Annotated in this window: 20 protein-coding genes and 1 pseudogene; 15 read left to right on the forward strand and 6 right to left on the reverse strand. The window is 63.1% G+C overall.

The genetic code is table 11. The features are described 5' to 3' along the window. Positions 1-13 precede the first annotated feature (13 nt). From ACB030_RS02925 to ACB030_RS02935, 3 genes are all read left to right on the forward strand, one after another. A complete protein-coding gene (locus ACB030_RS02925; RefSeq protein ID WP_205641493.1) occupies positions 14-1,774 on the forward strand; it encodes a DEAD/DEAH box helicase in 1,761 nt (586 codons plus the stop codon). A 92-nt stretch (positions 1,775-1,866) separates the two neighbouring features. After that, positions 1,867-3,300, forward strand: coding sequence for a D-alanyl-D-alanine carboxypeptidase/D-alanyl-D-alanine-endopeptidase (gene dacB, locus ACB030_RS02930; protein WP_371157939.1), 1,434 nt, complete (start codon positions 1,867-1,869; stop codon positions 3,298-3,300). A gap of 500 nt (positions 3,301-3,800) precedes the next feature. Continuing rightward, on the forward strand, positions 3,801-4,058 hold the full coding sequence (locus ACB030_RS02935) for a GrxA family glutaredoxin (RefSeq protein WP_182785701.1): 258 nt from the start codon (positions 3,801-3,803) through the stop codon (positions 4,056-4,058). A 59-nt stretch (positions 4,059-4,117) separates the two neighbouring features. Here the strand turns inward: ACB030_RS02935 and ACB030_RS02940 are convergent, their stop codons facing one another. Next, positions 4,118-4,327, reverse strand: coding sequence for a DUF1653 domain-containing protein (locus ACB030_RS02940; RefSeq protein ID WP_182785702.1), 210 nt, complete (start codon positions 4,325-4,327; stop codon positions 4,118-4,120). Positions 4,328-4,686: 359 nt separating this feature from the next. Between ACB030_RS02940 and ACB030_RS02945 the strand changes: the two genes are divergently transcribed. Then, positions 4,687-5,901, forward strand: coding sequence for a pyridoxal phosphate-dependent aminotransferase (locus ACB030_RS02945; protein ID WP_025326548.1), 1,215 nt, complete (start codon positions 4,687-4,689; stop codon positions 5,899-5,901). Between the two features lie 66 nt (positions 5,902-5,967). Here the strand turns inward: ACB030_RS02945 and ACB030_RS02950 are convergent, their stop codons facing one another. Further along, on the reverse strand, positions 5,968-7,443 hold the full coding sequence (locus ACB030_RS02950) for a YfcC family protein (RefSeq protein WP_371157883.1): 1,476 nt from the start codon (positions 7,441-7,443) through the stop codon (positions 5,968-5,970). 161 nt (positions 7,444-7,604) lie between these two features. Then, positions 7,605-8,798, reverse strand: a complete 1,194-nt coding sequence (gene fabV / locus ACB030_RS02955) for an enoyl-ACP reductase FabV (protein ID WP_371157885.1) — start codon at positions 8,796-8,798, stop codon at positions 7,605-7,607. Positions 8,799-9,060: 262 nt separating this feature from the next. Between fabV and ACB030_RS02960 the strand changes: the two genes are divergently transcribed. Together ACB030_RS02960 and ACB030_RS02965 are read left to right on the forward strand one after the other, a co-directional pair. Then, positions 9,061-9,507: a DUF4124 domain-containing protein gene (locus ACB030_RS02960; protein WP_371157887.1), complete on the forward strand. Its 447-nt coding sequence runs from the start codon at positions 9,061-9,063 to the stop codon at positions 9,505-9,507. A gap of 320 nt (positions 9,508-9,827) precedes the next feature. Next, entirely contained in the window at positions 9,828-11,126 is a 1,299-nt protein-coding gene (locus tag ACB030_RS02965; RefSeq protein ID WP_371157889.1) for a methyl-accepting chemotaxis protein, read from the forward strand. Positions 11,127-11,206: 80 nt separating this feature from the next. Here ACB030_RS02965 and ACB030_RS02970 read toward each other — a convergent pair whose 3' ends face one another. Beyond that, positions 11,207-11,404, reverse strand: coding sequence for a hypothetical protein (locus tag ACB030_RS02970; protein ID WP_371157891.1), 198 nt, complete (start codon positions 11,402-11,404; stop codon positions 11,207-11,209). 82 nt (positions 11,405-11,486) lie between these two features. Then, positions 11,487-11,720: pseudogene (locus ACB030_RS02975) on the reverse strand (EamA family transporter); the annotation flags it as partial. A 244-nt stretch (positions 11,721-11,964) separates the two neighbouring features. Between ACB030_RS02975 and rsxA the strand changes: the two are divergent. From rsxA to gloA, 8 genes are all read left to right on the forward strand, one after another. After that, positions 11,965-12,546, forward strand: coding sequence for an electron transport complex subunit RsxA (gene rsxA / locus ACB030_RS02980; RefSeq protein WP_106887207.1), 582 nt, complete (start codon positions 11,965-11,967; stop codon positions 12,544-12,546). Between the two features lie 4 nt (positions 12,547-12,550). After that, complete coding sequence (rsxB, locus tag ACB030_RS02985; protein ID WP_005326872.1) at positions 12,551-13,117, forward strand: electron transport complex subunit RsxB; 567 nt, start codon at positions 12,551-12,553, stop codon at positions 13,115-13,117. 14 nt (positions 13,118-13,131) lie between these two features. After that, entirely contained in the window at positions 13,132-15,504 is a 2,373-nt protein-coding gene (gene rsxC, locus ACB030_RS02990) for an electron transport complex subunit RsxC (protein WP_371157894.1), read from the forward strand. A gap of 3 nt (positions 15,505-15,507) precedes the next feature. Continuing rightward, on the forward strand, positions 15,508-16,560 hold the full coding sequence (gene rsxD, locus ACB030_RS02995) for an electron transport complex subunit RsxD (protein ID WP_205641489.1): 1,053 nt from the start codon (positions 15,508-15,510) through the stop codon (positions 16,558-16,560). Positions 16,561-16,684: 124 nt separating this feature from the next. Next, complete coding sequence (gene rsxG, locus ACB030_RS03000; RefSeq protein WP_371157896.1) at positions 16,685-17,317, forward strand: electron transport complex subunit RsxG; 633 nt, start codon at positions 16,685-16,687, stop codon at positions 17,315-17,317. Positions 17,318-17,355: 38 nt separating this feature from the next. Continuing rightward, the gene (locus ACB030_RS03005) at positions 17,356-18,114 is read left to right on the forward strand and encodes an electron transport complex subunit E (RefSeq protein ID WP_205641487.1); all 759 of its coding nucleotides are present in this window, start codon (positions 17,356-17,358) and stop codon (positions 18,112-18,114) included. 30 nt (positions 18,115-18,144) lie between these two features. Continuing rightward, positions 18,145-18,786, forward strand: coding sequence for an endonuclease III (gene nth / locus ACB030_RS03010; protein ID WP_139434134.1), 642 nt, complete (start codon positions 18,145-18,147; stop codon positions 18,784-18,786). An 80-nt stretch (positions 18,787-18,866) separates the two neighbouring features. Further along, positions 18,867-19,274 (forward strand): lactoylglutathione lyase, encoded by a 408-nt coding sequence (gloA, locus tag ACB030_RS03015; protein ID WP_205641485.1) that lies wholly within the window; start codon positions 18,867-18,869, stop codon positions 19,272-19,274. Between the two features lie 82 nt (positions 19,275-19,356). On the opposite strand, the gene ACB030_RS03020 is transcribed toward gloA, so the two are convergent. Beyond that, positions 19,357-20,988 (reverse strand): methyl-accepting chemotaxis protein, encoded by a 1,632-nt coding sequence (locus ACB030_RS03020; RefSeq protein WP_371157899.1) that lies wholly within the window; start codon positions 20,986-20,988, stop codon positions 19,357-19,359. Between the two features lie 335 nt (positions 20,989-21,323). On the opposite strand from ACB030_RS03020, the gene ACB030_RS03025 reads away from it, so the two are divergent. Further along, a complete protein-coding gene (locus ACB030_RS03025) occupies positions 21,324-22,253 on the forward strand; it encodes a ZIP family metal transporter (protein ID WP_371157901.1) in 930 nt (309 codons plus the stop codon). The last annotated feature ends 58 nt before the right edge of the window (positions 22,254-22,311 follow it).

The raw sequence follows: 22,311 nt of genomic DNA on the forward strand, positions 1-22,311 counted from the left end.
ACACCACACCCTCATGTTCGTTCTCAGACCCTATCAAACCGACGCCGTCAACGCCGTGATCAGCCACTTTCGCAAGCACCCGGATCCTGCCGTAGTGGTGCTGCCTACAGGTGCGGGCAAGAGTCTGGTGATCGCCGAGCTGGCCCGCAAGGCGCGCGGCCGCGTGCTGGTGCTGGCCCACGTCAAGGAGCTGGTGGAGCAGAACCACGCCAAGTACGAGGCCTGGGGACTCAAGGCCGACATCTTCGCCGCCGGGCTGGATCGCAAGGAGGCGAGCGCCCAGGTGGTGTTCGGCTCGGTGCAGTCGGTGGCGCGCAATCTGGCGGCCTTCGACGGGGCTTTTTCCCTGCTTATCATCGACGAGTGCCACCGGGTTTCGCTCGATGACGACAGCCAGTACCATCAGGTGTTAGGCCATCTCAAGGCCGCCAATCCGGCCCTCAAGATCCTCGGTCTCACCGCCACGCCGTACCGGATGGGGCTGGGCTGGATCTACCGGCGCCACTACCACGGCATGGTCAAAAGCCACGGGGAGCGGCTGTTCGGCGACTGCGTGTTCGAGCTGCCCCTGCGCTTCATGGTGAAGAACGGCTACCTGACGCCGCCACGCATGATCGATGCCCCCATAGTCCACTACGACTTCAGCAAGCTGGTGCCCCGCGAGAACGGCCTGTTCAGCGAGGCGGATCTCAACGGCGAGCTCAAGCGCCAGCAGCGGGTCACCCCCCATATTCTCAATCAGGTGCTGGAGTATGCGGCCGAGCGGCAGGGGGTGATGATCTTCGCCGCCACCGTCGAGCACGCACGGGAAATTCAGGGGCTGCTGATCGCCAAATCCCAGACGGCGGCCCTTATCACAGGCGAGACGCCGGGGCCGGAGCGCGATGCCCTCATCCATGCCTTCAAGGGGCGGGAGATCAAGTTTCTGGTCAACGTGGCGGTGCTCACCACCGGCTTTGATGCCCCCCATGTGGACCTCATCGTGATGCTGCGCCCCACAGAATCGGTGTCGCTCTATCAGCAGATAGTGGGCAGGGGCCTGCGCCTCTCGCCGGGCAAGACCGACTGCCTGGTGCTCGACTATGCGGGCAACAACTTCAACCTGTTTGCCCCCGAGGTGGGGGAGCCCAGACCCCACGCCGGCACAGAGCCGGTACAGGTGCCCTGCCCCGCCTGCGGCTTTGCCAACACCTTCTGGGGCAAGACCGACGAGGAGGGCAAGGTGGTCGAGCACTACGGCCGCCGCTGCCAGGGGCTGTTTGAAGATGACGAGGGGCACCGCGAGGAGTGCGACTACCGCTTTCGCGCCAAGATCTGTCCCGGTTGCGGCGCCGAAAACGACATCGCCGCCCGCCGCTGCCAGAGCTGCGATCAGCTGCTGGTGGATCCGGACGACAAGCTCAAGGAGGCGCTCAATCTCAAGGACTGCATGGTCATTCGCTGCGCCGGCCTCACCCTCACCGCAGGGCGCGGCAAACAGGGGGAGCGGCTGGAGGTGACCTATCACGATGAGGACGGTCTTACCCTGACGGAGTACTTCGCCTTTCACACCAGCGGTGCGCGGCGCTTGTTTCAACAACGCTTTGTGCGTCATCATTGGCCCGCCCCGGGCCTGGAGCCCGAATTCACCACCATGGCGAGCGTGCTGGCCGTATCGAGCCAGTTCCGTCACCCGGATTTCGTCATCGCCCGCAAGTCGGGGCGTTTCTGGCAGGTGAAGGAGAAAATTTTTGATTATGAAGGGCGGTACCGCACTGCCAACGCCTTTGCCTAGCCACGCCGACTGGCGGGCGAATGACAGTCACCAGGTTTGATTATCAGGGGCGCACCGCACTGCCGGCGCCCTTCGTTCAGTTAGAGGATCTTATGCAGCGGTTGTTGATTGGTTTTTGTGCTCTCTTTTCCCTGGTGGCCCAGGCCACCCCGCTGACCCCGCCCAAGGGGGGCCAGTACGCCGTCATCGTCCAGGGCAACAACGGGGTGGAGTTTGCCCGTCACGCCGACGACATGATAGCTCCCGCCTCCACCATGAAGGTGCTGACCGCCCTGGCCGCCCGCCTCGAGCTCGGCGCCGACTTCCGTTTCGCCACCGACATTCAGTCCCAACCCGGCGCCAAACAGGGCAACACCATCAAGGGCGACATCTGGATCAACTTCGTCGGCGACCCCACATTGTCGCGGATGGATCTGGTGGCCCTGTTCAAGCAGCTCGGGGTCACCCGCATCCAGGGCAACGTCCATGTCAACACCGGCGCCTACAACGGCTATGAGCGCGGCAACGGCTGGTCCTGGGGGGATCAGACCCTCTGCTTCGCGGCCCCCGTCTCCGCCGTCATCATCGACAAGAACTGCGCCTACGGCACCATCACCGCCACCCAGATTGGCAGACCTGCGGTGGGCAACGTCGCCACCGGCGTCCCCATCGGTATAGGTGCCGACAACGTGGAGGTGATGAGCTATGGCGACATGGCGCGTCAGTTCTGCGCCCTGGAAGTGGACATGGCCAAGGGCAACTTCTACGAGCTCAAGGGCTGCATCACCCCGAACAAGGAGCCGCAGGGCCTGCGCTTCGCCATCCACGACGTGGAAGCCTGGGGCTGGGACAACATCCGCTGGGCCATGAACCGCGCCGGGATCAGCCACGACGGCTTGCTGCGGGTCACCCACAAGACACCGGTTGGCGCCGAAACCCTGGCCACCCACTACTCGGTCTCCCTGCCGGTGATGCTCGCCAAGATGCTGAAGAAATCTGACAACCTCTACGCCGACACCTTCCTCAAAACCGTGGGCCGTCACTACTACAACAAGCCGGGCAGCTATCGCAGCGGTACCATGGCGGTACGCGCCATCCTGACCAAGCACGGCATCGATCTGGGCAACGCCACCCTGGCCGACGGCTCCGGCCTCTCCGCTCACAACCTCATCAGCGCACGCCAGATGCTGTCGGTGCTGAACTTCATCCAGAAAAATGACGCCGAGCTCGACTTCATCAAGCTGCTGCCGAGCTCCCAGGTGGACGGCACCCTGGCCTGGCGACGCAGCGTCACCGCCCCCATGATGAAGAACAAGGTGCACGCCAAGACGGGCACCATCACCGGCACCTCCAACCTGGCCGGCTTCATCGACACCGCCGGTGGCCAGCGCAAGGCCTTCGTGATGTTCCAGCGTGGCCTCTCCCAGGATCCGGCGACCCACGAGCGCTATCGCGCCAGCAAGGCCCCCTGGCCCTGGACCGTCTTCGAAAAAGGTGTGCTGGAGAGCATCTACCAGCAGCAACCCATCCAGATTGCCGAGCAGTGATGAACGTGGGCGGCCTTGCCAGCAAGGCTGCCCCATCACCCTGGACCGTATTTGAGAAAGGCGTGCTGGAGAGCATCTACCAGCAGCAACCCATCCAAATCACCGAACAGTGATGAACAATATGGGCGGCCTTGCCAGCAAGGCTGCCCCATCACCCTGGACCGTATTTGAGAAAGGCGTGCTGGAGAGCATCTATCAGCAGCAACCCATCCAGATCACCGAACAGTGATGAACAATATGGGCGGCCTTGCCAGCAAGGCTGCCCCATCACCCTGGACCGTATTTGAGAAAGGCGTGCTGGAGAGCATCTACCAGCAACAGTCCATCCAGATTGCCGAGCAGTGATGAACGTGGGTGGCCTTGCCAGCAGTGGGCGCAATCGGAGATGGCGAACGGGAGCATCGCTATTTTCAGCTTTGACTGACAGGGCGCCGACGCTATGCTATCGCCAGCCTCGTCTCAATGGCCTTCTTCAACGGCTTGTTTAACGGAGAGAAAAGATGTTTGTAGAAATTTTTGGTCGCCCGGGTTGCCCCTATTGCGTTCGTGCCAAGCAGCTCGCCGAGCAGCTGACCGAGGAGCGCGATGACTTCGAGTTCCGCTATGTGGACATCAACGTCGCCGGGCTCACCAAGGACGATCTGGCCGCCAAGGCGGGCAAGCCCGTCACCACAGTGCCACAGATCTTCCTGGACGAGCAGCACATCGGTGGCTGCACCGATTTCGAAGCCTATGCCAGAGCCAATCTGGGTCTGTAAGACAGAATACCAATGCAAGAGGCGCCTCGGGCGCCTTTTTTCATGGCAACGAGCCAGACTCACGCCACCGGCGTAAAGCGGCTCACCACCTGCCCCTGATGCTCAATCCACTCCATGAACATGGCGACCGGACGGGCATAGACCTGTGCATCCTGCTCGGATTGGTAGACAACCAGCTGTTCCTGGGTTTCGGTGTGCAGGGCCAGGGCGAGCACTTGATAGTAACCCCCCTTGAAGTGTCGGTAGCGACCGGTGGCGGGTGCGTGCATGAAGATCCTCGACGACAGGATGAAAGGGCGCCCAGAGCTGCGCGCGCCCTTGGCCGGCAGCAGGGGTTGGAGCAGATTTTTACCCCAGCCAATCGTGCCAGATGGGGTGGATAATTCAATACACTCTTGCTGCTTTCTGAACCTCCCCCTCATCTTTCACTAGTCTCTCGCGAGACAGGCAAACGATCCTGCTGAATTTAACAGACTGGCAACTCTGTTTAAGGGGTAAATATCAGGGATTTATTCCATAAATTAGATTGTTCTAGCATTCAATTCTGTGAAGAATAGGGGTAGAGAAATTTGATACTAAAAAAAGCTTTTCTGCCAACGCGCCCCCAGGGGAAGGAATCACGCTCACCATGTTCACTATCGACAAGTCGCACAAGCTCGACGATGTCTGCTATGACATTCGCGGCCCGGTGCATAAAGAGGCTCGCCGTCTCGAGGACGAAGGCCACCGCATCATCAAGCTCAACATCGGCAACCCGGCCCCGTTCGGTTTCGATGCGCCGGAAGAGATCATCAAGGATGTGATCCTCAACATGCCCCAGAGCCAGGGCTACTGCGACTCCAAGGGGCTCTTCTCGGCCCGCAAGGCGGTGATGCAGTACTACCAGCAAAAGGGGATGCGCAAGGTCGACATCGACGACATCTACATCGGCAATGGCGCCAGCGAGCTGATCGTGATGGCCATGCAGGCGCTGCTCAACAACGGCGACGAGATGCTGGTGCCCTCCCCCGACTATCCGCTCTGGACCGCCGCCGTCACCCTCTCCGGTGGCCATGCGGTGCACTACCGCTGCGATGAAGGGGCCGACTGGCATCCGGATCTGGACGACATCCGCGCCCGCATCACTCCGCGCACCCGCGGCCTGGTGCTGATCAACCCGAACAACCCGACCGGCGCCGTCTACGGCAGCGAATTCCAACTGGAATTGATCGAGATCGCCCGCCAGCACAATCTCATCATCTTCGCCGACGAGATCTACGACAAGATCCTCTACGACGACATCTCCCACACCAGCGTCTGCACCCAGTGTGACGATGTGATGGTGGTGACCTTCAACGGCCTCTCCAAGGCCTACCGCGCCTGCGGCTTCCGCCAGGGCTGGATGGTCATCACCGGGCCCAAGGGCCGTGCCAAGGGGTATATCGAGGGGCTGGAGATGCTGGCCTCCATGCGGCTCTGTGCCAACGTGCCCATGCAGCACGCCATCCAGACTGCGCTTGGTGGCTACCAGAGCATCAACGAGCTGATCCTGCCGGGTGGCCGCCTGCGCCGCCAGCGGGACAAGGCATGGGAGCTGCTCAACGAGATCCCTGGGGTCTCCTGCGTCAAGCCCAAGGGGGCGCTCTACATGTTCCCGCGCCTGGACCCCAAGGTGTATGACATCCGCGACGACCAGAAGATGGTGTTCGACCTGTTGCAGCAAGAGAAGCTCTTGCTGGTGCAGGGCACCGGCTTCAACTGGCCGGCGCCGGATCACTTCCGGCTGGTGTTCCTGCCCCGGGAAGAGGAGCTGGAAGAGGCCATCGGCCGCCTCGCCCGCTTCCTCAAGGGCTACAAGCAGTAAGCACGGCTAACGAAAAAGGCTCCATAAAGAGCCTTTTTTTCTATCTACTTTGTTACAGCTGACGCATCAGCCGTGGAGCAGGGTTCCCGCCACCAGCACCCCCATGGTGATGAGGGCCACGCCGATGATGAAGGGCAGCACCCAGCGCACGAAGCGATCATAGGGGATCTTGGCGAGCGCCAGCCCGGCCACCAGATGGGCGGCGGTGGGGGCGAACAGGTTGATCCAGCCGGAGGCAGACTGATAGGCGGTGATCACCAGATCCCGGGAGATGCCGGAGAAGTCCGCCAGCGGCCCCATCAGGGGCATGGAGACGGTCGCCAGCCCCGAGGTGGAGGGAATGAAGAAGCTAAGAATGATGTGCACCAGATAGGCCATCAGGATGAAGACCGACGACGACAGTCCGCTCACCAGTCCTTCGGCCCAGTGCAAAATGGTGTCGATGATGACGCCCTGCTCCATCACCACATAGATGCCCCGCGCCACCGCCACCACCAGTGCCACCCCGATCAGATCCCGCGCGCCATTGAGGAAGGTCGCCACATAGTTGGATTCGGGCATCCGGTTAATCAGCGCAATCAGAATGGAGGCGCTGAAGAACAGGGTAGAGAGCTCATCGAACCACCAGCCCAGTGTGGGCAACAGATCGATGCCCAGATCGGACCAGGGCACCACCGCATAGATCATCAGCAGGAAGGTGCCGAAGAAGACCAGCATGGTGAGCTTCTGCTTGCCGCTGAAGGCGAGGTTGCCGCTCTTCATCTGGGAGAACTCGTCGTCATAAGTGATGTCGGCCAGCACGGAGCGGGACTTGTCCTGCTGCACCTGCTTGGCGTAGCGCATCACAAACCAGGAGGCGAAGATCACCAGCAGCAACCACTGGATGACCCGCAGGCCAATCCCCTCGCCGATGGGGATACCGGCAAAACCGGAGGCGATGCCGGTGGCAAAGGGGTTGACGGTGGAGGCGAGCACCCCGACCCCGGAGCCGAGCAGAATGATCCCCGCCGCCACCATGCGATCGAAGCCCGCCGCCATCATGACAGGCACGATGAGCGCCCAGAAAGCCACCGTCTCCTCCGCCATGCCGAAAGTAGAGCCGCCGAGGGCAAACAGGGCGATCAACACAGGAATTAGCAGCCGCTCACGCCCGGCAAAGGCTCGCACAATGGCCCCCACCCCGGCATCGAGCGCACCGCTTTGCATGGTCACCGCCAGAAAGCCGCCGATGATGAGCACGAACAGCGCCACGTCGGCCGCCTTGTGAAAGCCCTGAATGGGGGCCTTGAGCACCTCGAACACCCCTTGCGGGTGGGCGGGTAGCTCGGTGTAACTGCCGGGCACCGGCAACAGCCGCTCGTCGCCGCTGTAATCGGCCACGGCCGCTGCCGCCACCGGCTGCTGGGTCTTGGCGGTGACGTAGTCATATTTGCCCGCTGGCAGCACCCAGGTGAGGGCGGCCATCAGGGCGATGATGATGAAAAGCAGGGTATAGACAGTGGGAAGTTGGCGCTTCTTGGGCGCCTCGTGTGGAGTGGTCATAGCTTCCGTTCCTCGGCAATGCCGTCTGTGATCCGATCAGCGCAAGACTAGCGGGTTTGATATGGGAAAAAGGTGATCGCGGATAATAAACCTGCGGCAACAGCTTGAATGAGCAGCAAAAAAACAGGGCCCCGCAGGGCCCTGTCGTCACATGGTCAGGCTCAGAGCTCGACCACGTCGAATGTCACGTCCGGATTCACATCCGCCTCGTAATCCACCTCGTCCAGACCGAAACCGAACAGGCGCAGGAACTCCTGCTTGTAGCCGGCGTAGTCGGTGAGCTCACAGAGGTTCTCGGTGGTGATGGAGGGCCAGAGATCGCGGCAGGTCTGCTGCACGTCTTCACGCAGCTCCCAGTCATCCATGCGGATGCGGGCCTGCTCGTCCAGTGCCAGCTCCTCGCCATAGAGACGGGTGCGCAGCATGCGATCCACCTGCTCCATGCAACCCTCGTGAATGCCCTTCTCCTTCATGATCTTGAAGGCCATGGAGATATAGAGCGGCATCACCGGAATGGCGCTTGATGCCTGGGTCACCACGGATTTGAGCACGGCCACGTGGGCGGTACCGCCCTTGGCGGCCAGATCGCCACGGATGGCGGTGGCGGCGCGATCCAGATCTTCCTTGGCGCGGCCCAGGGTGCCATGCCAGTAGATGGGCCAGGTCAGATCGGTGCCGATGTAGGAGTAAGCCACGGACTTGGCGCCGTCGGCCAGCACGCCCGCATCACGCAGGGCAGCCATCCACAGCTCCCAATCCTGACCGCCCATGACGGTGATGGTGCTCTGGATCTCTTCCTCATTCGCCGGCTCGACGGTGGCGGTGATGATCTGATCCTTGTTGGTGTCGATGGCGGTGGAGGTGTAGACCTCACCGATGGGTTTGAGGGCAGAGCGCACTACTTCACCGGTATCCGGCATCTTGCGTACCGGGGAGGCCAGGGAGTAGACCACCAGATCGATTTGACCCAGATCCTGCTTGATGAGCTCGATCACCTTGGCGCGGCACTCGTGGGAGAAGGCGTCACCATTCACGCTCTTGGCGTAGAGGCCGGCTTCTTTGGCAGCCTTGTCGAAGGCGGCGGAGTTGTACCAGCCGGCGGAGCCCGTCTTGGTCTCGGAGCTCGGTTTTTCGAAGAAGACGCCAATGGTGGCGGCGCCGCTACCGAAGGCAGTGGCAATCCGGGAGGCCAGACCATAACCGGTGGAAGCGCCGATCACCAGCACCTTCTTGGGACCATTCTCGATGGTGCCCTTGGCCTGGGTGTAAGCAATCTGGCGACGAACATTGGCTTCACAACCGACCGGATGAGTGGTGGTGCAGATAAAGCCGCGAACCTTGGGTTTGATAATCATAGAGGGGTCTCGACACCGTTAAATGGATGAAATCGGGGCATAAGATACCTCATTGTGGCCCGCTATGGTGCTCTGATGTGTTGAACTGCGGGGAAAACTGGCCAACATCCCGCCGTTTGGCACGGCAACCGGGCACCCTGCGTGCAGGCAAAGAGGCCAGGGCGACACGGGCAACCCCTCGCTTTGATTGCGGATGTCGGGGGCGATTGTCTGACCCGGCACCATGTACTAGTGTGCAAGGGGAGGATTCAAGGAGGAGCCTATGTCACGCACCCTGGTCATCTGCCTCGCCCTGCTGGTGGCGGCCACCCCGCTCTCTGCCGAGGTCTACAAATGCACCGTCAACGGCAACATCACCTTCAGCGACATTCCCTGTACCGGTGACAGCGAGCCGGTGCGGATGAACATCTTCACCCCCTCGGCCGAGGAGGTCGAGCGGGCGAACAAGCGAACCCGGGATATCGAGGAGAACCTGGCCAGCGGTCGGAAGCAACGCCAGCTTGAGGCCCTGCGCACCGAGATGGGCGCCAGGGATCAGAAGATGAACCCTGAGATAGCCGGTGACAACAACGAACAGAGGGCGACGACCGAGACAAGCGATCTCGAGGGCAGAGTACGCTCTCCCAGGATGCAGGGCGTGGCGCGCCAATACCAGAACGAGATGGAGGCGCTGAACAAGAAGATAACCCCCCTCCAGCAGTCAAAATAATCCCCCCCTGCACGGTGCACAAACCCGTTTTTCACGGGATGGCCACTGCCCGCACACTGACATCAAAAGGTAACACAACCACCAGTGCCAATAGGGTCGCCTTCATGCCACTATCAGACTGGCTGGCTGCTCGCCCGTATGCGGCCGGGAGCAATCTTCGTTAGAAACCTGGTTGAGGGAGAAAAATTTATCAGGATTGAAATTAAATATTCAAAAAGTTGATTCGCAGTCGATGAAGCTTCATCAGGCAGCAATGCTATTGTTAATTCACTCAGATTACTGTCGATCTGTCATTCAAGGGTCTCATGGAGGAGCTCCGTATGTTCTGGAATCACAAAGCAAGCAAGGAAGCGAGTGAACAGGTGGCGAAGATGGCGGAGCTGGGGGCTTTCGAGCAGGCCATCCAGTCCCAGGTGCCTTTCATCCTGTTTACCCCGGCGGGCATAGTCACCTTCGTCAACGACCTCTTCCTGAAGATCGTGGGCTTTCAACGGGAGGAGGTGATTGGCAAGCACCACAGTGCGCTCTGCTTCCCGGAGGACGTCAAGACCCGTGATTACGAGAGCCTGTGGCAGGATCTGCGCGGCGGCATCTCCCGCAATGGCCGCTTCATCCGTCAGTCGAAATCGGGCAAGGCTATCTGGCTGGAGGCCACCTATTTTCCCATCATGATCGATGGCAAGGTGGCGCGCGTCGCCAAGGTCGCCTCGGACGTGACCCAGCAGCAGTCCTCCCTGGAGCGCACCCAGGCCCTGCTGGCGGCGCTCGACAAGTCGCTGGCGGTGATCGATTTCCAGCCGGACGGTACCGTCATCACCGCCAACCAGAACTTCCTCCACTGCTTCGGCTACCGGCTGGAAGAGGTGGTCGGCAAACACCACCGCCAGTTCTGCGATCCCGAGTTCTACCAGAAAAACCCCAACTTCTGGCGCGATCTCGGCTCGGGGGACATCAAGTCCGGGCTCTTCATGCGCCTCGGTCACCGCGGGGAGAAGATCTGGCTGGAGGCGACCTACAACCCCATCTTCAACCACGAGGGCAAGGTGGTCAAAATCATCAAGCTGGCGAGCGACATCACGGAGCGGGTGGAAAAATCCATCTCCACCCGGGAGGCGGCCCAGAAGGCCTGCGCCATCGCCAGCGAAACCGTCGCCAGTGCCGCCAAGGGGCGCGAGGTGATCGACAAGGTGCTGGAGACCTCCTCCCACATCAACACCTCGGTCAACGAGGTGAGCAAGCAGATAGATCTGCTCAATCAGCAATCCAAGAGCATAGAGTCCATCATCTCCACCATCAGCGGCATCGCGGATCAGACCAACCTGCTGGCACTCAATGCCGCCATAGAGGCAGCCAGGGCCGGCGAGCAGGGCCGGGGGTTTGCGGTGGTCGCCGATGAGGTGAGGCAGCTGGCGGCCAGAACCTCGACCTCCACCAACGAGATCGTCTCCGTCATCAAGCACAACTCCGACATCACCTCCAAGATCACCCAGACCGTCTCCGTGGTCTCAGGCAAGGCGGTGGCGGGGCAGGATCAGGCCAACATCATCGCCGACGTCATCAAGGAGATCATCGAAGACGCCAACTCGGTCTCGGACACCGTCAAGAGTCTCTCCATCTGAGCCCAGGGTGCACCATCCAACAAACACGCGGGGCCTGGCCCCGCGTTGTTATTTGCTCATCCAAGACATTCGAAGAGGCATCAATCCCCTCCCTGCAGATAGTGCCTCGCCTCCTCGTCGGCCTGACCCAAGGCCTGCTCCCACAACTCGGCGATGCAGAGCCCCTCCTCCCCCACCGCAGCTTCCTCCAGGGCCTCCAGGGCCCTGGCATCGGCCAGGGTAAAAGGGTGGTGGCTCAACAAGGTCTTGGCCTCGGCCAGCAACTTCATGTCGTTCATGGTGTGGCTCCTTCATGGCCAGCATAGGTTCCTGTCCAGACTGTAGCCGATCGGGGGAAAGCCAACTCTGGGCGGCGGCGCTGCGCACCCGGTTTTTGCCCGCAGGCAACTGACCGACCCCGATGCCGGCCAGCACGGCGACGCAGGCAACCCATTGCAAGGCGCCCAGCGTCTCCCCCAGCAGCAGATAGGCGAGCAGCAGGGTAAAGACAGGGATGAGGTTCACATAGGCGGCCGCCAGGGTCACCTTCACCTGAGTGACCGACCAGTTGCAGAGCAGGTAAGCACCTAGCGTCACGGAGGCGCCAGGGAAGAGGGTGCAGACAAGGCCTGCAGGGCGCCCATCAGGGCCAGCCAGCGCCAATCCCCCTTCTGGTAGCGGAACCGGCCAAGCAGGCGGTAGCAGAGCAGCATGGCAGGGTGAGGGTCAGTATGGGGAGCGGGTGAACAATGCCGCCATGAATTGGGCATTCGAATAATAACCATGCGGCCTTGCGGTTGTCTAAAGGCACCTAACATCAGATAATACCGCCGCCTTCACACCGGAAAACCCATCGTCAATGACTGAGTACCTGCTTTTACTGGTCAGTACCGTGCTGATCAACAACTTCGTGCTGGTGAAGTTTCTCGGCCTCTGCCCCTTCATGGGCGTCTCCGGCAAGCTGGAAACCGCCATCGGCATGGGACTGGCCACCACCTTCGTGATGACGCTCGCCAGCGCCTGCTCCTATCTGATGGAGCACTATATCCTGATCCCGCTGGACATCGCCTATCTGCGCACGCTCGGCTTTATTTTGGTGATCGCCGTGGTGGTGCAGTTCACCGAGATGGTGATCCGCAAGAGCAGCCCGACCCTCTATCGCCTGCTCGGTATCTTCCTGCCCCTCATCACCACCAACTGCGCCGTGCTGGGCGTCGCGCTGCTGAGCATCAACGAGCGCCACAACTTCATCCAGAGCATCATCTACGGCTTCGGGGCTGCCTGCGGTTTCTCGCTGGTGCTGATCCTGTTTGCCGCCATGCGTGAGCGTCTGGTGGCTGCCGACGTGCCCACCCCCTTTCGCGGCGTCTCCATCGCCATGGTCACCGCCGGCCTGATGTCCCTGGCCTTCATGGGCTTTACCGGCCTCATCAAGATATAGCGCTATGACTCACATACTCTTTGCCATCCTGGTGCTGGCCCTGCTGGCCCTGGCCTTCGGCATCATTCTGGGCTATGCCGCCGTCAAGTTTCATGTGCAGGCCGACCCCATCGTCGACCAGCTCGATGCCCTGCTACCCCAGACCCAGTGCGGCCAGTGCGGCTACCCGGGCTGCAAGCCCTACGCCGAGGCCCTGGCCAACGGCGACAAGATCAACAAGTGCGTGCCCGGTGGCGATGCCACCATGCGCAAGATAGCGGATCTGATGGGGGTCGAGCCCCAGCCGCTGGACGGTGGCGACGAAGCGGCCGTCCCCGTCAAGAAGGTCGCCTTCATTCACGAGGACATGTGCATAGGTTGCACCAAGTGCATCCAGGCCTGCCCGGTCGATGCCATCCTCGGCGCCACCAAGGCGATGCACACCGTCATCGCGGCCGAGTGCACCGGGTGCGATCTCTGCGTCGACCCCTGCCCGACCGACTGTATCGAGATGATCCCGGTGCCGACCACGGTCGACAACTGGAAATGGGATCTGGCCAAGGTCGCCATTCCGGTCAAGATAGTGGAATAAACAGCGGAGTAACCATGCAGCATCTGCTAGAACGCATCAAAGCCGGCACCCTCTGGGATTTTCACGGTGGCATTCATCCTCCCGAGAACAAGCACCAGTCCAGCCTGACCCCCGTCGTGGACGCCGGTCTCCCCCCCCAGCTCATCATACCGGTGCGCCAGCACGCGGGCCCGGCCGGCGAACTGCTGGTGCGGGTGGGCGACAGGGTCAAGAAGGGCCAACCGCTGACCCGTCACGACAAGGGTCGCATAGTGCCGGTGCACGCCTCCACCTCGGGCACTGTCACCGCCATCGAACAACACACGGTGGCGCACCCCTCGGGCCTGGACGATCTCTGCATCATCCTGACCCCGGACGGGGAAGATGCCTGGGGTGAGCGCAACCCCCAACCCGACTACTGGAATCTGGAGCGGGGCGAGCTGCTTGAGCGTATCCAGCAGGCGGGGGTCGCTGGGCTCGGTGGCGCCGTCTTCCCGACCCACAGCAAGCTCGATGGCCGCGGCCAGCTCACCGAGATCCTGATCGTCAACGGCCTGGAGTGCGAACCCTACATCACCACAGACGATCGCCTGATGCAGGAGTATGCCGACGAGATCATGGACGGCATCCGGGTGCTCAAGCACCTGCTCAAGCCCAAGCTGACCCTGATCGGGGTGGAAGACAACAAGCCGGCTGCCATCGACGCCCTGACCCGCCATGCCACAGATCCGGATGTGCTGGTCAAGTCGGTGCCGACCAAGTACCCCTCCGGCGGTGCCAAGCAGACCATAGAGCTGCTCACCGGACGCCAGGTACCCAAGGGGGGCCGGGCCGTCGACATGGGCATCATGGTGCTCAACGTCGCCACCGTATTTGCCATCAAGCGCGCCATCATAGACGGCGAGCCGCTCATCTCGCGCATCGTCACCCTCACCGGTGACGCCTTCAAAAAGCCCTGCAATGCTTGGGTGCGCCTCGGCACCCCGGTGCGCTGGCTGCTGCAGCGTTTCGAGCTGCAACCTGAGGCGGATCAGCGGGTCATCATGGGGGGGCCCATGATGGGCTTCACCCTGCCCCATGCCATGGTGCCCGTGGTCAAGGCCACCAACTGCCTGCTCTCCCCCACCCGCGCCGAGCTGCCGCCCCCCGGCCCCGAACAGGCCTGCATCCGTTGCAGCGCCTGTGCCGACGCCTGCCCCGCCAACCTGCTGCCCCAGGAGCTCTACTGGTACAGCCGGGTCAAGGAGTATGACAAGGCCGAGAAGCTCAACCTGTTCGACTGCATAGAGTGCGGCGCCTGCGCCTGGGTCTGCCCGAGCGAGATCCCCCTTGTGCAGTACTACAAGATTGCCAAGGATGACATCCGCGAGGTCCGTGCCGAGCACGAGAAGGCGGAGCGCGCCAAGCAGCGCTTCGAGGCCAAGCAGGCCCGCTTCGAGCGGGACAAGGCCGCGCGGGAGGCTCGCCACGCCGAGGCTGCCGCCCAGCGTCGCCAGGCCATGGCCGCGGCCGGGGGGGATGATCCCGTCGCCGCCGCCCTGGCCCGCCTCAAGGCCAAGCAGGATGCCGCCAGCGCAGAGACTCCGCCGGACAACGCCGCCATGATGGCCGCCCGCGAGGCGCGCAAGCAGGAGGCGCTGGCGCGCCGCGCCGCCAAGGCGGTCGAGACCGCACAGCCGGATGATGCCGGCACGGCTGTCGTTGCCGAAGCCGATCCCAAGAAGGCCGCCATCGCCGCCGCCCTGGCCCGCGCCAAGGCCAAGAAGGCTGCCCAGGCTGCCGGTGACGAGGCCACAACCGACTCGCCTACCACCCCGAGCGAGCCGGTGGCTGAGCCCGCTGCCGAGGCAGATCCCAAGAAGGCCGCCATCGCCGCCGCCCTGGCTCGCGCCAAGGCCAAGAAGGCTGCCCAGGCTGCCGGTGACGGGGTCACAACCGACTCGCCTACCGCCCCGAGCGAGCCGGTGACTGAACCCGCCTCCGAGGTCGATCCCAAGAAGGCGGCCATCGCCGCTGCCATCGCACGCGCCAAGGCCAAGAAAGCGGCCCAGACTGCCGGTGACGAGATCACAAGCGACTCACCCGCCGCCCCGAGCGAGCCAGTGGCTGAGCCCGCTACCGAGGTCGACCCCAAGAAGGCGGCCATCGCCGCCGCCATCGCACGCGCCAAGGCCAAGAAAGCGGCCCAGACCACCGGTGACGAGGTTGCGTCCGACGCACCAGTCTCCTCAAGTGACGCTGTGAGCGACACGCAGGCCGCCCCGAGCGAGCCGGTGGCTGAGCCCGCCCCCGAGGTCGACCCCAAGAAGGCAGCCATCACCGCCGCCATCGCCCGGGCCAAGGCCAAGAAGCTGGCGGCCGACGCCGCGGCGCACACTCCTTCTCCTTCGACCGACAAGAGCCACTGATCCATGTTCAATCTCGCGAGTGCGCCCTTCGCCCATAACCGCAAACAGACCCAGACCCTGATGCTGCTGGTGATCCTGGCCTGTCTGCCCGGCTTCCTGGCCCAGACCTGGTTCTTCGGCTGGGGGACCCTGATCCAGACTCTGCTGGCCCTGGTGACGGCCCTGGGCTGCGAGGCCCTGGTCCTGCGCCTGCGCGGCCGCCCCGTCAAACCGGCCCTGCTGGACGGCAGCGCAGCCCTCACCGCCGTGCTGATCGGCCTCTCCCTGCCCCCCCTGCTGCCCTGGTGGATGCTGGTGCTGGGCACCGCCTTTGCCATCATCATCGCCAAGCACCTCTATGGCGGGCTCGGTCAGAACCTGTTCAACCCGGCCATGGTGGCCTATGTGCTGCTGCTGGTCTCCTTCCCGGTCCAGATGACCAGCTGGCTGCCCCCCTCCAGCATCGCCGCCTACGGGGTCGACTTTGGGGACGCCGTCTCGGTGATCTTCACCGGCTTCAGCCTGGACGGCTACAGCCTGGCGCAGCTCAAGCAGGGGGTGGATGGCCTGACCATGGCCACTCCCCTCGACACCCTGAAGACGGGCCTGACCCAGGGGCTCACCGCCAGCGAAGTGATGACTCACGCCGTGTTCGAGGGCTGGGGCGGGATTGGCTGGAGCTGGGTCAACCTGTGCTACCTGCTGGGTGGCCTCTTCCTGTTGCAGCAGAAGGTGATCAACTGGCGCATTCCCACCGCCGTGCTGGGGGCCCTGCTGCTCTGTGCCACCCTGGGCTATCTGGCCACGCCGGACGCTACCGCCACCCCCATGCTGCACCTGTTCAGCGGCGCCACCATGCTGGGGGCCTTCTTCATCGCCACCGATCCGGTGAGCGCCAGCACCACTGCCAGGGGGCGCCTCATCTACGGCGTGCTGATCGGCGTGCTGGTCTACCTCATCCGCCGTTTTGGCGGCTACCCGGACGCCTTCGCCTTCGCCGTGTTGCTGGCCAACCTCTGCGTGCCGCTCATCGACAGCCTGACCCGTCCCAAGGTCTATGGGGATCGCCGCAAATGAGCCAGCCTCTTGCCGACAGCCAGCCTCTGCGTAGCCACCCCCATCGACAGCCTGACTCGCCCCAAGGTCTATGGGGATCGCCGCAAGTGATCATCGCGCACATCTCACTCTCAGGAGCCTTCCCATGTTAAAGAGCATGCGCAAAAACGGCGTCACCCTTGCCCTGTTCGCCCTGGCCTGCACCGCCATGGTGGTGCTGACCAACGAACTGACCCGGGATCGCATCGCCCACCAGCAACAGCTGGAGAAGCTGCGCACCCTGGAGGCTTTGCTGCCGGCGGGGAGCTATGACAACGATCTGGTGGCCAGTTGCAGGCTGGTCACCAGCCGCGAGTACCTGGGCAGCGATCAGCCCATGCCGCTCTACACCGCGACCCTCAAGGGGGAGCACACCGGCTATGCGCTGGAAACCGTGGCCCCCGACGGCTACAGTGGTGCCATTCGCCTGGTGGTCGGCACAGATGCCAGCGGGGCCATCAGCGCGGTGCGGGTGCTGGCCCACAAGGAGACCCCGGGTCTTGGCGACAAGATAGAGCTGAAAAAATCGAGCTGGATAGAGAGTTTCGTCGGCAAGTTCCTCACCAAGGAGAACGCGGCGAGCTGGGCGGTGAAGAAGGATGGCGGCGAATTTGACGCCTTTACCGGCGCCACCATCACCCCCCGGGCCGTGGTCAAGGCGGTGAAGAATCTGCTGCTGCTGCAACAAGAGCACCCTGAGCTGCTGCAAGAGGCCCCCTCCTGTGACACCACCCCCTGACACCGGAGCCCCGTATGGCGCATACAACGGAACACGCAATGGAACAAGTTGATGTGATTGACGGCCAGAGCCCGGCCGATGAGGGCAACAGCCGCCGCGAGGAGCTCAAGGAGCTGATGCTGCAGGGGTTGTGGAAGAACAACCCCTCCCTGGTGCAGGTGCTGGGGCTCTGCCCGACCCTGGCGGTCTCCTCCACCTTTACCAATGCCCTGGGGCTGGGTCTCGCCACCATGGTGGTGCTGGTCTGCTCCAACCTGGCCGTCTCCCTGGTGCGCAACTGGGTGCCCAAGGACATTCGCATCCCGGTCTACGTGATGATCATCGCGGCCCTGGTGACCAGCGTGCAGCTGTTGATGAACGCCTACACCTATGGCCTCTATCAGGCGCTCGGTATCTTCATCGCGCTGATCGTCACCAACTGCGTCATCATAGGCCGGGCCGAGGCTTATGCCTCCAAGAACCCGCCCCTGCTGGCGGCCATCGACGGCTTCATGATGGGGCTGGGCTTCACCCTGGTGCTGCTGTTGCTGGGGGGGCTTAGGGAGATCATCGGCATGGGCACCCTGTTCGACGGCGCCGAGCTGCTGCTGGGGGACTGGGCCAAATCCCTGCGCATCGAGCTGTTCCATGCCGATGCCAGCCTGCTGCTGGCCATCTTGCCGCCGGGGGGCTTCATCGGCCTGGGCCTGCTCATCGCCGGCAAGAACGCCATCAACGACTGGATGGGCCGCAAACAGCGTGCCGACAAGGCGCACTGCAACCTGCCCGCAGCCGGTGCCCGCACCACCCAGCTCTGAGGGCTGGCACCAAGACAGACATGAGACGCGATGAATAACCAGAAACGCAGAGAGATACTGGAGCGGCTGCGGGAGAACAACCCGCACCCCACCACCGAGCTCAACTTCAGCTCGCCGTTCGAGCTGTTGATCGCCGTGCTGCTGTCGGCCCAGGCGACCGATGTCAGCGTCAACAAGGCCACCGACAAGCTCTATCCGGTGGCCAATACCCCGGCCGCCATGCTGGCTCTCGGGGTGGACGGCGTGAAGGAGTACATCAAGACCATAGGCCTGTTCAACACCAAGGCCGAGAACGTCATCAAGACCTGCGCCATCTTGCTGGAGCGCCACGGCGGCGAGGTGCCGGAAAATCGCGAGGCACTGGAAGCCCTGCCGGGGGTGGGCCGCAAGACCGCAAACGTGGTGCTCAACACGGCGTTTGGCTGGCCCACCATAGCCGTCGATACCCATATCTTCCGGGTGTCGAATCGCACCGGTTTCGCGGTGGGCAAGAACGTGGATCAGGTCGAGGAGAAGCTGCTGAAGGTGGTGCCCGCCGAGTTCAAGCTGGATGTGCACCACTGGCTCATCCTGCACGGGCGCTACACCTGTCTGGCGCGCAAGCCACGCTGCGGCTCCTGTATCATCGAAGACCTGTGCGAGTACAAAGAAAAGGTCTATCCGGAGAGCTGAACGACCTTCTGTCCGTTCACTGCCCGACCTCAAGACCTAGATTGAAAGCAGTACCAATCACCAACCCGGAGAATTGAGCAATGAGAATTCTGCATACCATGCTGCGCGTCGGCGACCTGCAACGCTCCATCGACTTCTACACCCGCGTGCTGGGCATGACACTGCTGCGCAAGAGCGAGAACAGCGAGTACAAGTACACCCTGGCCTTCGTCGGTTACGGTGACGAGAAGGACGAGGCCGTCATCGAGCTCACCTACAACTGGGGCGTGAGCGAGTACGAGCTGGGCTCCGCCTACGGCCATATCGCCCTGGAAGCGGACGACATCTATGCCACCTGCGACGCCCTGCGCGCCGCCGGCGCCAAGATCACCCGCGAGCCGGGCCCGGTCAAGGGTGGCACCACCGTCATCGCCTTCGTGGAAGATCCGGACGGTTACAAGATTGAGCTGATCGCCAAGAAAGACACAGGAACCGGCCTCGGCGTCTGAGCCAGACCGGCACCCTCGCGGTGACATAGCAAACGGGGCCCTGGGGCCCCGTTTTTGTTGGTACTCTGCCAGCCGTCCAGCATCAGGCGAGGCGGAAGCGGCCTATGGTCTGGCGCAGACCCGCCGCCAGCTGACTCAGCTCCAGACAGGCACGGGCGGTGTGATCGGCACCGGTCGCCACCTCGTTGGAGGAGTCGTTGATCCGCTCCACGTTGCGGCCCAGCTCATCGGAGACCGCATCCTGCTCACCGCAGGCGCTGGCGATCTGGATCGCCATGTCGGCAATCTGGCCGACCGCCTCCTCGATCTGCTGGATCCCCGAGCTGGTCTGCTCGCTCTGGCTCACGCACTGGCGGATCATCTCGCAGCTCTGGCTGGTCACCGCCTTTGCCTGGTTGGCTCGGGCCTGCAGGGTCTCGATGATGGCGACGATCTCGCCGGTCGAGGCCTGGGTGCGGCCCGCCAGGGTGCGCACCTCATCGGCCACCACCGCAAAGCCGCGGCCCTGCTCGCCGGCGCGGGCCGCCTCTATGGCGGCATTGAGCGCCAGCAGATTGGTCTGATCGGCGATGCCGCGAATGACGTCCACCACCAGGTTGATCTGGGCCGACTCGCGTTCCAGCTCGGCCACCAGGGTGCCCGCCTGCTCTATCTCCTCGGCGACCCGGGTGATGGCCACCAGGGCGCCCTGCACATCCTGATTGCCGCGACGGGCCAGGGCATTGGCCGAGCTGGCGGACTCCGAGGCAACCTCGGTGTTGCCCGCCACATCGGCCACCGTCGCCTTCATCTGGGCCATGGCGGTCGCCACCAGGGAGATCTCCTGCTGCTGGCTCTGGATCCCCTGGGCCGACTGCTCGGAGACGGCGCTCACCTCCTCGATGGCGGCCCCCAGCTGGGTCACGGCGGCGACCACCTCCTCGATGAGACCGCGCAGGTTGTCCTGCATCTTGAGGGAGGCACTGGCCAGCATACCCAGCTCATCCTGCCCTATGTGCTGGCGATCCAGCCTGTGGGTCAAGTTCCCCTGCGCAATGGCGTTGGCCTGAGCGACCACGGCCTGCAGCGGCAGGCAGATCTGGCGCGTGAGGAACCAGGTCATCACCCCCATGAACAGCAGCAGGGCGCCGATGCTCACAGTGGCGAAGGTCGTCACCATATTGACGCTGCCAAGCAGGCTGCCGCGGTTCTCCTTGACGAAGCCGAGGTTCACCTCCACCAGGGCGTTGACCCCCTGCTCCAGCTCGGTGTAGCTCCCGTTGGAGAGAAACAGCGCGTCCCTGGCCTGATCCTTGAGCCCCTGCACCAGCAGGCTGTCAACCCGGTTGACCGCGCTCAGGTAGTGCAGCCACTGCTGCTTGGCCCGGTTGAACACCTGGCGCTCGTGCTCGGCCCCGACGGTGGCCTCATAGGCGCTAAGGGCGCGCTCCACCTTGGCCACGCTCTCCTGGATGCGGCCGCGGCGGGCCTGCACATCGGCGGCGTCCTCGACCATCAGCAGGGCAAACTGGGCGCGGCGTACATAGGAGACGTCGTAGAGCAGGGTTTCCACCGAGATCACGCTCGGCAGGGTGGAGTCGGTGAAATTGAGCACCCGATCCCGAATGCCGCGCAGCTCGCTGGCGAGAAAAAGACCGAATATCACGTTGATGGCGGCGATAACCGCAAAGACCACGGCAATCTTCTTGCCGATGGAGAGGTTCTTGTAAGACATGTTGGCTGGTGATCCTCGACTGCTGATAAGCAGGTGCACAGTGGCGATCACATCCGTGTAAGCGGTTACCCGAGACTCCTGACGGGAAAATGAAACAACGCGAACGAGCGGGGAAGTGCGTTCGCAGGCGCGCACCCTATCACAGCTGCCGCCCTCGCTCATCCCTCTCGTGTTGCACAGGGCCATGCCGTTTGGCATGGGCCCGGGGTACAAGAGCGACCGGATGAGCACAAACTTGAGCCGATTGCCCCAATCGCCCCGCCATCATGGACAAACGGGAGGCCAGGTTATGTAATGGTCCTCTCGTCTCTCCCAACCACAGTCCCCGAGGCCCCATGGATAACGCGTCGACCCTCAGCCCCTCCTGGTCAGTCCAACTGCGCGAGCAGATACAGGAGCGCCCCCTCATCGCCCTGGGACTGCTGCTCGCCCTGGCCGCCGTGCTGCTGCTCCTGTTGCAGAGCCTCATCCTGCTGGCGGCCGGTGACATCAGTCCCGGGGTGCGTTATGGCCTCATCGGCGGCGTCGCCGGGTTTGCCGCGACGGCGCTCGGCGCCCTGCCCGCCCTGTTCCTGCGATCTGTCCCCCAGCGGGTGGAAGACGCCATGCTGGGCTTTGCCGCCGGCATGATGCTGGCAGCCAGCGCCTTCTCCCTGCTGCTGCCTGGGCTGGAGGCGGCCGAGGGGATCACAGGTGACGGTTTTCTCGCCGCCGCCGTGGTGGTGGCCGGCATGACCCTGGGGGTCTTGCTGATGCTGGGGCTGGATCAGTTCACCCCCCACGAGCACGACAAGACGGGCCCCTGCGGCCCCGGCCATGAGAGCTGCTCCCGGGTCTGGCTGTTCGTCTTTGCCATCGCCCTGCACAACCTGCCGGAAGGCATGGCCATCGGGGTCAGCTTCTCCCAGGGGGACATGGCGGTGGGGCTGCCGCTCACCACCGCCATCGCCCTGCAGGATATCCCCGAGGGGCTGGCAGTGGCGCTCGCCATGTGCGCCGCCGGCTTTCGTCCCTCGGTCGCCGTGCTGGTGGCCATCGGCAGCGGCCTGCTGGAACCGCTCGGCGCCCTGCTCGGGGTCGGGCTCGCCAGCGGCATGGCCATCGCCTACCCCATAGGTCTCGGGCTCGCGGCCGGTGCCATGTTGTTCGTGGTCTCCCACGAGGTGATCCCCGAGACCCACCGCAACGGTCACCAGACCCACGCCACCCTGGGCCTGATGGCGGGGTTCGCTCTGATGATGACGCTGGATACGGCCCTGGGTTGATATGGGGTTGAGAGGCGGGGGCAGGATGCAAGCCGTCTTTTCCCAGGCTGCGATCCCC

The organism is Aeromonas sp. S16(2024) (assembly GCF_041403065.1).
Taxonomy (GTDB): domain Bacteria; phylum Pseudomonadota; class Gammaproteobacteria; order Enterobacterales; family Aeromonadaceae; genus Aeromonas.